Here is a 12047-nt window from a genome sequence, read left to right on the forward strand (position 1 = left end):
TCATTTTTAGTCATTGCGATGTTCCTTTTGTTAATTGTTGATCGGCCAAGATCAATTAACAGGTTACATCGCAATGCTTTATCCTCATACACCAGAAACGACTATAGCTCCGACACGACCCACGTCAGGGTTAATATTATCTATGGCTAAAATAGCGATGGCTTCATAGCTAAATTCGGGGCTACCACTAGCCTCTGCCATCACATAGGAGATGATCCCCGCTTTAAAAGCGGCTCTTAAGCTGCCAGAGGCGTAATAGACACGATCAAAGGCAAAGTGCGCCGAAGCGAGTGTGCCAAATACAGGTATATAGGTTAGGGCTGTTTGAGTAAAATTGGCTAAGGAGGGATTTTTTTGGAAGACGTATTTTTGAGAATGTTCGCGACCATCAATTTTGCCTAAAAATCGATATACACTCTCAAAGAAGTTATAACCACTAGGATCGGTATATCGCAGTGGGTTATTTAGCACATAGCTGAATCGGTTGTAGTTTTGTATATTATGCGGTGCTTGAATACTGGGATCGGCTTGTAAGAATCGATTTAGATTAGGATCATAAATGCGTCCGCCCATGTGAATGATATCCAGTGTCGGTAGTGCCTCATGATCTGTGTAAGCTCGAGCCATAGGGGCCGTGACATTAGCAAGCTTGTTATTATTGATTTTCATTGGCTTACCAAAAGCGGTATAAAAGTATTGTTCCACAACTTGGCCAGTTTGGTTGGTGACGGTGAGATTGGAACCTTGATGATCGCTATGCTGATAAAGCACATTTTCTTTCGAAGGGTGAGCAGGATATTCATCTCGTTCGACAATGATATTATCGAGTAGATATCGGTGACGGGTTTGCTCGAGAGTATCATCCTGATAGCGTTGCTCTTTTTTATAGAGATTACTGATATAATGAGTCTGGTAGGTTTTCCATTGGTCATCATTGTCTAAACGCTTGTCGCTGCGAGCCATCATACCTTGATGAGGGTTATAACGGTATTGGCTGTAGCTGTCATTGAGTTGGATCGTATTAATTTTGTCAAAAGAATAGTAAGTAAACTGTCGATGGCCATCTGACAGAATATTGCCATTATTATCATAGCTAAAGTGTGAATAACCTTTTCCATCAACGATGGCACTTTTTAAGCGATGGGCACTTGAGGTCTGTTGATATTGGTAGTGGGCTAAGGTAATTAATGCACTGCCACTTATCTCCCCTTTGCGTGTTTTAATGTTACCGAAACCATCATATTGATATTGCTCTGAATAACCGTAGGGCGATAAGCTTCCCGCTCCGATGCTTAATTGACGGGTTCGTAAACGATTGAATGTGTCATAAGTGAAATTTTCATTAAAAGCGAGATTAAGTAGGCCTTGGTGATAATAACTGTGTGCCCGGTTGCCAAGATTACCTTTCTTGTCATATTCGCCATAGCTAAGTTGATGCACTTTTTGGTTGCCATGGGTGAGGTTGATGAAATTGATACGGCCTGTTTTAGCATTAAAGGTTTTAACTTCTTGAGTGCCATTAGCAAAGGCTTGTTGAGTGATATTGCCAAAGGCATCCATTGTGATAATTTTACGTAATTCTCGGCGTTGATGGTCTTTTTGTAGATAAAGATAATGGTAAGCATTGTAGTAAAAATTGATATAGAAAAGACCATTGTTATTGGGATAATATTGGCGACTTAACTGTCCTTTTGCGTTGTATTCGTAGCCCGTAGTGTAATTTGTGCCATCCAGTTTAAAGTTGATTTTTTTCGGGCGGCCAAAATCATCATAGTGATGTTGCTCACTGTATTCAGGTAGATCGGTATTTGAGCAATGGGTTTGTGGATCTGGAGTGTTTGGCTTGGCCCATTGTTTAACCGCATTGAGTTTACCGACATTATGAGTATTACTGTGACCAGTAAAGTACCAGCAGATAAAGCGATCGTTATCTTCTCGCCAAGATTGACGCCCCATTTCATCATAGCCAGATAGCGTGTTTTGCCCTAGGGCATTGGTTTGTTTAATGACCTCTCCAAATCCATTGTACTGATATGCCCATATTCCTTTATCGGGATCATTAGTATTGAGTGTTTGCCCGTAAGGATTAACGTTGAAAAGTTGCGATTGTTGTTGCTCTGAGCCCGCTTGATTTTTTGCTGAGATAGTCACTTTCGTTTGATTATTAAAGGCATCGTAATAATAATGAATACGCTGCCCTTCAACATTCTCATGTTGTATTAACAGTCCGTCAGGGCTGTAAGTGTAATGAGAAGGATAGCCGTTCTCGTCAATAGCCGTTGTCGTTAAGCCATTAATTTTACTTTGCCGGCTAATAATATTCGACTCCGACGGTAGGGTTTCTCGGTAGACTCGACCGAGTTTGTCATACACACTTTGGTGATGATGATTGGACGTTGAAGAGAATTGCGGGGTTGAAATATGCGTTCGTTGCCCTTGTTCATTATAAGCCATTGTGGTGACTATCCAGCTGCCATTAAACCCTTTGCTTTTCGTTTCTCTTTCTCGACCAAACCTGTCGATATATCGGATTTTTGTTGGCTTATTTGAGCGAGTACTTGTTTCTGTCATATAGTTCTTATCACAGCTGGCACAATAGCTGCATGCTATTTTGGTTTTATTGCCATTAGCAAAAAACTGCTCGATAGTCCGTCCTTGTATATCGAAGTATTGCGTTGTGGCTAATTTATTCGGACCTGTTAGGGTTTGGCTGACAATACGCCCGAGAGTGGCGACGTTGCCAGAGGTACCATTGTAAAGATAATGCTCTTTTTCACCCGATGAGTTCATTTTACTGGCGATATATTGGCCTCGGTTATCATAAAACCAGTAGTTAGCTCGCTTTTGATACTGAGTCGCATTCACTTTGGCGTATTCTTGTTGAGCCACTTTATTGCCAAATTTATCGTAGAAGTAAGCAGTCGTTAATCCATTGATAAGGGATTCTCTGAGTAATCCATTAGGGTGGTAGCTCAATGTTGTTTGCCTGGTTTGTGAGTCTATTTGGCCGTTTGCTGTGTGCTGATAACGCGTTTTTTTTACTTGACTGGTATGAAGGCGACTAAATTGTTTTGCATCTAAGTTTGGCCCAGATTGTGAGGCAACTTGATTATGATTATACGCTAAGGTTAATGCGGCTGGGGTGATCGCATTATAGGCAGAATTTGAATAACGATGAGTGGTAAAGGTTTCGTGCACCAGACTGCCAGTACTGCTTTTCTTCAGCACTTGACTACTTAACAAGTTATGCCAATTGTCATGGGTATTTGTAGTGAGGGTTTCTCCGACTTTTTTATGATTAGACGCCGTAGTGCCATTAGCGGATAAATCGATATTATATTGGTGTTCTTGTATCGTAAGTTGCTTGACCTGTATCCCGCCTTTGGCGCTGGTGGTATGCGAATAAGTATGATGGGTTTGCTTCAGTAGAAAGTCTTGGTAGCGCTGATGTTGATTTTTTATATGACCTGTAAAAGGATGAAGTTGATGATATTGCGTTGTGGTGGTGAGACTGTGCTCTGGTTGGGTGATTTGTATGGTTTCAAATCCTAGAAAGCCTCGGCCTTTTTTGTGGGTCAGTGGCCCACCATAAGCATATTGAGTGAGTATCGAATGATTGTTATGGGTTTGTTGTGCTATTTCAGAGACGAGATACATACCCGCAATCGGAGTGAGAAAATCTCGACCATCTTCTTGACCGATAGGTTCATCATCGTAATCATAATTGGATTTGACTGAAGGTTTCTGGCTCGATTCAATGTTGAGTAGTGGGATGCCGCTATTGAGGGGAGCGTAAGCGATATCGGTTTTAATCCCTGAGCTGTCAATAATACGGGTGATAACATGCTCATTGATATTGGCACGAGTGGCTTTATGTAATTTCCAAGAGTTGCTATTGCCGGAGGAGTAAAGTAGGTCAACTTTGGTGTCGCCATCGACATCAGCAAATCGTATCGATGTAATATTAGGATCGTTGTGCGTACCAGTAGGAAGCATGCCACGTTTTGCAAAATGTATAGACTCAGAATTTGGACTTGGAGCGGATAAATAAAGATCGTAATTTCTGCTAGCGGTTGCTGCTAAAACATCGGTGCGGCCATCATTATTAAAATCAATAAATTGGTGGCGGCTATAAATATCATTATTGGTGGCATTAATCCCCGCTAAGGCTTTACGGAAGGTAAAGCTCCCATTACCTTTCGATAGACGGTAATACCAAATTTTGCGCAATCGATACGAGACATCAGTGAGTCCATCACCGTTAAAGTCAGCAACATTAAGATCGCTTAAGTCGGTTTCTAGATAGGTACCGTTTGTGGCGGTATAGGTAATTTGATGATGATTAACTGACGCAATAAAGGCATAGGTTTTATAGCTGACACTTGATTGTGTACTATATTGCATGGAGGGGGCAATAGGGCAGACCACACCGGTGTACATGGGGCCGCAAGGACCATTATTTGAAGTGGTCTTTTTGACGGTCAGAATAAGATCGGTTAAGCCATCGGCGTTAATGTCGACCATGGCAGTATTATTGCCAAACTTACTTAGTTGGCTAAAGGTTTGGTGCAGAATGGCCCCGCCACTTTTAGAAGGGAAGTTTAATGAAATGGCTTTAGGCGATGAAAAGTTTCCGCCTACGTTTTGATAATAGTGAAGATCAGTACCTGACTTAAAAACAATATCTTGCAGCCCATCACCATCAATGTCGGCAATAATAGTGTTGGCGTATTGAGAAGATGAAATACCCAAAGAGCGGTAAGTAAAATCGTAGTTAACCCGTGTTGTGAAGCAAATATGTTCAGTTCCAGGCTCAGTTTCACAAATACGCCTTTCTCCTGTGCTGGGATCTGAGCTGATGACATGCCAATGACCATTTTCAAATGGGATCAGTAATTCTTGTTTACCATCCCCGTCAAGATCAATGATCTTCACATACTCTTTCTTGCCTAAACTGGCATTGCTGATCGCTTGTGTTTTACCTTGTACATTACTGATGCTGAGTATGCGTTGAGTATCATATTGGCTTAAATACTGCTTAGCCCATGCTTCTGAAATCGTGCTTGAATTAACCTTGTTCACATCCCAGTGACTGGTATAGTAATGCCATTGGTTATTTTTAGGGAACAGAATATCGGCATAGCCATCACCGTTAAAATCTAATATTTGTGTATAAAAACGACTATCATCATGGATTGAGATATTAGCATTGCCGGACTCAAAGGGGGCGAAATCCGCCGTTTGATAACTGACTTGGCACCAAGCTTCTGCATTGCTTTCAGCCCCAGGCTCACATTGGGACACTGCAGTACAAGACACTGTACCATTACTGGCTGCGGTGCAAAGCGCATAATGTGCTCCAGCTGTTTTACGTGTAGCATGCTCAAATTCAAATTTTGTTTTAGGTGAACATACTTGGTGGTTTTGATCGAAACATTCCTGAATGGCCGTCATATAACGCCGTTCTTCAGGGAGTTCAGTGAGTGACCAAGTAAAACCGTAAGAGCGATAAATGTCATTATCTTGTTTGACTTGGATTTTACTGAGTCTTTTATCATGAGTCAGTCGAGCGCCATTAGAAAAACTGATATAGCTTTTGCTGAGATCGTCATAATGAAATTTAACACTGTTATATGTGGGCTTTCCTAAGAGATGGTTACCCCCATAAACCACTTGCGATAAATAGTGGCTCCCTTTAGTGATATCTTTATGGTAATCATAACGAACATAGTTGCCATGACTATCGATAATAGCTTTCAATGCCCACACTTGAGCGGCAGTCCCGCTGGCAAAACCACTGCGTTCGATATAAGCATCTGTAGCGCTGGTTAATGCGGGGGCTTTGCCAAAGTAATGCGTTTCATTGTTTTTAGTCGTGAGGGTAAAGTAACTGGGATTATTATTATCAGGGTGTGCTGTAATGGAATGAAATGAATCAATTTCAGTGTGATATTGGTTACTTGAGCCTGTGTTTAACAGGAGTCTTTGCCCGTTATAACAATAGGCATCATTGTGATCAAAACTTATGCCTGCTATTTGTCCATCGACAGCAATATTTTTTGGGCATCGATTTATCGCAGATAAACCAGAAAGGTGCCAGCCAATACCGAGTATGCTTTCTCCACCTTGGCTGTTATAAGCTAAGCCTAAATTAGGAATGACACCTGCGGTTGCGGGTGGCAGTTGCAGTGGAAAGTAATAGCTAGCCGAGCCCGTTTCAGAGACTTTAAATTGACCTTGATGAGTGCTGATGATGTTTCCAAGTTGGGTATAAGTCGCTGTGGCGGACGTATTCACCAGTTGACCTGAACGCGATCCAAGATAAGTGATCGATGCCCCATTATTATTAGCGATGATATCGTCAATATTATCGCCGTTGATGTCTGTTGTGGTGAGTTGAGTCGTCTGAGATAAATCGATGTTGTTACGTGACTGGCTGTATACATTGAGCTGAGCGGTACGGGTGAGTTGTTTGACGATGAAACTGTCATTAGTGCTATCGTCACTGCGGATTAAAAGATCGAGGTGGCCATCGCCATCCAGCTCTGCAAAATCGAGAATATAATGAGATGCTGGTGTTAATGTTAATCGGTTAAACTCCGTTTCGCTGAGAATGATGAGAGACCAATTATCGGTGGTTGGATTATAGGCAAGCTGGAAAATACCATTTTTAGGCGTGATATTAAGCGGAATATTAATCTCACCTGCAATTAAAACAAAGTGGGGTGGGATCCTGATAAATAGATCGTCCGTTTGATTTTGATAAATATCATAATTTAAGTCGTCTTGATGATTTGTCGCTAAACTTAAAACTGGATACAAGCTTAATATCAATAGTATCAATAGACTAAAGAGTATTATCCGTAACGTTTGCATGATGATTCCATTCAACTGACTCAAGACTAGTACTAAAGTCTAGTTCATGATGCATGGATTGATGACTTTATAGAGAAAATGATAACCTGTGGGCCTTAAAATAATAAGAAACCTTAGGGATATAGGTATTATATGAAATCGTTACTCTCGAAAAGCGTTTTTTTTAAATGGGCTATGAATGCTTATCCACCTTATTTATTTACGGGGATCAGTATCAAGCAGATCAGCCAAGATTACCGGAAATTGACGGTTGTTATGCCATTAAGGTGGTATAACCGAAACTATGTTGGCACGCATTTTGGTGGTAATTTATTTGCGATGACCGATCCTTGGTTTATGTTAATGCTGATCCAAATTCTCGGTCGTGATTTTAAAGTATGGGATCAGTCAGCCAATATTGAATTTATTAAACCGGGTAAAGGTCGAGTGTCATGTGATTTCTGCATTGGTGATGAATTATTACAGCATATTTATCAGGCAACAGAAAAAGGCGATAAATATTTACCTGAATTAGTCGTGGATATCAAAGATGAAACCGGGGAAGTGGTTGCTAAGGTGAAAAAAATCATTTATATCAGAAGGAAGCAAGGTCGATAATACTTAATGCCTCATTTAACCTAAATCATTATTAGTATTCCGTTGACATATCTCAAACACTTTTAGTTACAAAATACTGAGTTTGATTTAAATTAAGCCAAATCCAGTCATGCATGGGCTGTGACATTTTAGATGAATACATGACATATTGAGGTTTAAAAAGAAGCTTGTTTGGTATGGTGAAAACTGGCATCTTCAATAGAATAAGAGAAAAATATAAAATATAGACAAGGATGAAAAGTGAAATTACCTTACTTTATTATAGGGCCATTATTGGCTAATTTTTTGCTGTTTTCTTCACCGCTATTTGCTGCAATGAGAGATAGTGATGAGACTTTATTTAAGCCCATTGATGTGTTTAATATTGAATATGCCAGTGATATGACTATCAGTGATGATGGTTTACGGGTGTATTTTGTGCGTAATCGTATGGATATCAATATCGATAGACAAGTTAAAAATATCTGGTCGTTACACACCCAAACCAAAATACTCCTTCCGGTGACATCCGGTATTCATGCCGATTTTTCGCCGGCACTATCACCGGATCAAAAAAAGCTCGCTTTTATTTCAACGCGTTCGGGCAAGCCGCAAATTTTCATTAAATGGTTAGATACTGGCGAGATTGCGATGATAAGTCATTTAAATGAAGCACCAAGTCATTTAAGTTGGTCTCCGGATAATCGTTTTATCGCTTTTAATATGTTTGTTCCTAGCCAGCCCAATAGGCCTGTGAAAATAGTGGGTAAACCCAAAGGCGCCACTTGGGCCGATGAGGCAGTTGTTATCGATGAGCTTATTTATCGACAAGATGGTGCGGGTTATACTCGTTCAGGTTTTGAGCATATCTTTATGCTAGCGACTCATGGCGGTAATGCGCAGCAATTAACGAAAGGAGATTATGATCATAATGGTGAAGTGAGTTGGGCGCCTAATGCTAAATCAATTTATTTTTCTGCTCAACGTTTTGACAATTTAGTCTTAGCGCCGATCCGCAGTGAAATTTATCGTTTAGATCTCGACTCTCGAAGCATTATTGCCATGACGGATAGAAATGGCCCTGACAATCATCCCCAAGTCTCGCCTAATGGACAGTATTTGGCGTATTTAGGCTTTGATGATAAAGGCATGAATTATGATAATTCGCTACTGTACGTCAAATCCTTAAAAGATGGCAAGGTGGCAGTATTAGCTCAAGATCTTGATCGGAATGTATCCGATATAAAGTGGGGTGTGAGAAATAAAGGCCTATATATTCAGTATGATGATAAAGGCAGTACCAGTGTCGCTTTTCAGCCATTAAGAGGGAAACGAAAATTAATCACCAATAATATTGGTAATGACTACTTAGGCCGACCTTATTCTGGAGGAAACTTTGATGTTGCCCATGACGGCACGTTAGTCTTTACCCAATCTGATCCTCAAGTGCCAGCGGAAATTGGTATCGTTAAGAAGGGTAAACATTACGTCTTAACCCAGCTTAATCAAGATGCCTTATCAGGTAAAACACTAGCCAAGCTGGACAATATTCAAGTGAAATCCAGTCATGATGGCTTGGCGATCCAAGGCTGGATACTTTATCCTCCTCATTTTGACTCGAGCAAAAAATATCCGCTAATACTTGAAATTCATGGCGGTCCTGCGGCCGCTTATGGACCGCATTTTTCGGCAGAAGATCAGCTTTATGCCGCCGCAGGGTATGTGGTGCTGTATATGAACCCCAGAGGAAGTACCAGTTATGGGGCTGAGTTTGCTCAGAAAATTCATCATGCATATCCGAGTTATGATTATGATGATCTCATGACTGGTGTTGATGCGCTCATAGCTAAAGGCTTTATCGACGAGAAACGTTTATTTGTCACAGGAGGCTCAGGAGGAGGGGTACTCACGGCTTGGATTATTGGTCATACAAAACGTTTTGCTGCGGCGGTAGTCGCTAAACCTGTGATCAACTGGTTTAGCTTTGTGCTGACGGCAGATCATTATCCCTTTTTTGCTAAATATTGGTTTGATGATAAACCTTGGAATAATAGCGCTGAATATATGAAGCGCTCGCCCATCAGTTATGTGGGGAATATGGAAACACCGACCATGTTATTCACTGGTGAGGAAGATCATCGAACGCCGATCTCCGAGTCTGAGCAGTTATACCAAGCATTGAAACTCAAGCAAGTCGATACTGTAATGGTACGGATCCCTAATGCCAGTCATAGTATCACCGCCAGACCGTCGAACCTGATCACCAAAGTGGCTTATATTCTGTGGTGGTTTGAAAAGTACGGTGGGACAGAACGCGCGGATCCGAATACCCATTCAGCTAAAAAGTAGCAAAGCGTATGTTTTGGCTTAGTTACGATTGAATACTCAAAAAGAGACGTTTTTGTACGTCTCCAACCACACATACAAGGAAGAATATGATGGCAAGAAAAACCCATAAAGGCTGGTTAGGCTTACTGGTGATATTAGTCAGTACGAGTTATTGTTCGAGTTTTAGTGCCATAGCCGCGGGTAAAGAAAGCATCACCAATTTGCTGTACACCGAAAAAGGTTTAGCAGGAAAGGCGGTATTGATCCAAGAAAATGAGTTTAATTATAGCGGCTCGATAGAGGTGGGTTGGAATAATCGTCGTTTGAAAATCAGTGAATCCATTACTCTGGCACCGAATGGGATGCCAGTAGCATTTAAAGCTCATGGCCAGTCCGCTTTTGGTTCGGCAATTAATGAATCTTTTATATTGAAAAATAATCAAGCTCAATGGGAAAGTGCGAAAGATACAGGCAGTATGAAAGTGAGCACGCCCCGTTTTTATGTACCCGCAGACAGTACAATTGCCGCAAATGCGGCATTAGTGAAAGCATTATTAGCGTCACCGTCTAAAACAATCGCATTATTACCCAGTGGCCATGCTTCTTTAACGGTATTAAATGAGCAAGAAATTGAAAATGGTGGTAATAGAGCCCATGTTTATTTATATGCGATAAGTGGGATGGATTTTACGCCTGATTTTGCCTGGTTTGATGATAAAGGCCGCCTGTTTGCACAAAATATGGGGGGATTTATGCGGATCATTCGTGAAGGTTTTAGCCTCGATAATTTAACCGTATTAAGTGAGATCCAACTGCGTGAAGAGAAGTCTTACTTAGAAAATATGGCCGATAAATTGAGTTATTCTTATACGCAATTGCTCATTCAAGGCAGTAATGTCGTTGATGTTGAGCAAGGTAAGCTTCTTTCTCAAACCGATGTGTTATTAGAAAACGGTAAAATAAAGAAAATAGCCAAACATATTCCCCTTGAAGATAATATGCAGATCATTGATGGTCGGGGTAAAACCTTGTTACCGGGGCTTTGGGATATGCATGGCCATTTATCAAAAGATGATGGATTACTCGATATTGCCGCTGGGGTGACTAATGTCCGCGATATGGGCAGTAATCATGACAGTATTATGGAAATTGAATCTTTATTTAACAGTAATCAAATCATTGGACCTCACGTATATCGTGCTGGTTTCATGGACCAAAAAAGTGAATATTCGGCAGGCTTATCGGTTGAAAGCCTTGAAGAGGCGTTGAATACGGTAGATTGGTTTGCCGATAACGGTTATATCCAAATTAAGTTATACAGCTCCATCGATCCTACTTGGGTGAAGCCGCTCGCTGATAGAGCCCATAATAGAGGATTACGTGTTAGCGGCCATATTCCTGCTTTTATGACCGCAGAGCAAGCCGTTAATGCCGGATATGATGAAATTCAGCATATTAATATGATATTTCTTAACTTTTTGGCAGGGACTCATGCTGATACGCGCCAGCAATTACGGTTTTCGTTGATTGGAGAAAACGCGGGTTCGATGGATTTAAACAGTCCTGAAATGAAACGTTTCATCAAGTTGCTGGCAGATAAGCGTGTGACCGTAGATCCTACTGTATCGACGTTTAGAAGCTTGTTGATAGCCGAAGACAGACGAACTAATCCAGAATATTTAGCCATCGTTGATCATCTTCCTCCAACGGCCTCAAGGCAGCTAAAAGGCGCTTCAATGAAGGTGTCTGCCACTGAGCTGATAGAGTATAAAAAAAGTGCTGATGCATTAGTTGAGATGGTGAAGGTGCTTTATGATAATCAAGTGCCCATTGTACCGGGTACCGATAATCTCACCGGATTTACCTTACACAGAGAGCTTGAGTTGTATGAACAAGCGGGTATCCCTGCTTTTGATATTTTAGCCATAGCCAGTATTCAGTCGGCTAATTTAGTGGGGGCAGGTCATGTGTCAGGCTCTATTAAAGAAGGTAAAAATGCCGATGTTATTTTGGTGGATGGTGATCCTACCAAAAGGATGAGTGATATCCGTAAAGTATCGCTGGTGGTCAAAGATAATCATTTTTATAAACCGGCCGAGTTATATCGCACTTTAGGCGTTAAACCTTTTACGCAACCTCTGATAGTCTCTCAACCTCAATCAACACAATTACACTAAATCTAAGTATGGGTTTTGGTTCTTCGTTTAAAGTTGTTGAAGGTGAGTGAGTATACATTAGGTATGGAACGGCATAAAAGCAGTGACACT

Annotated in this window: 4 protein-coding genes; 3 read left to right on the forward strand and 1 reads right to left on the reverse strand. The window is 41.0% G+C overall.

Annotation, left to right across the window (positions count from 1 at the left end):
* Positions 1–84: 84 nt before the first annotated feature.
* On the reverse strand, positions 85–6876 hold the full coding sequence (locus L2764_RS15595) for a toxin TcdB middle/N-terminal domain-containing protein (RefSeq protein WP_248941190.1): 6792 nt from the start codon (positions 6874–6876) through the stop codon (positions 85–87).
* 132 nt (positions 6877–7008) lie between these two features.
* On the opposite strand from L2764_RS15595, the gene L2764_RS15600 reads away from it, so the two are divergent.
* From L2764_RS15600 to L2764_RS15610, 3 genes are all read left to right on the forward strand, one after another.
* Complete coding sequence (locus L2764_RS15600) at positions 7009–7473, forward strand: DUF4442 domain-containing protein (protein WP_248941191.1); 465 nt, start codon at positions 7009–7011, stop codon at positions 7471–7473.
* Between the two features lie 315 nt (positions 7474–7788).
* Positions 7789–9801, forward strand: a complete 2013-nt coding sequence (locus tag L2764_RS15605) for a S9 family peptidase (protein ID WP_248941211.1) — start codon at positions 7789–7791, stop codon at positions 9799–9801.
* Between the two features lie 86 nt (positions 9802–9887).
* The gene (locus tag L2764_RS15610; protein WP_248941192.1) at positions 9888–11957 is read left to right on the forward strand and encodes an amidohydrolase family protein; all 2070 of its coding nucleotides are present in this window, start codon (positions 9888–9890) and stop codon (positions 11955–11957) included.
* Positions 11958–12047 lie beyond the last annotated feature (90 nt).

It is taken from the genome of Shewanella surugensis (assembly GCF_023284005.1).
Classification (GTDB): domain Bacteria; phylum Pseudomonadota; class Gammaproteobacteria; order Enterobacterales; family Shewanellaceae; genus Shewanella; species Shewanella surugensis.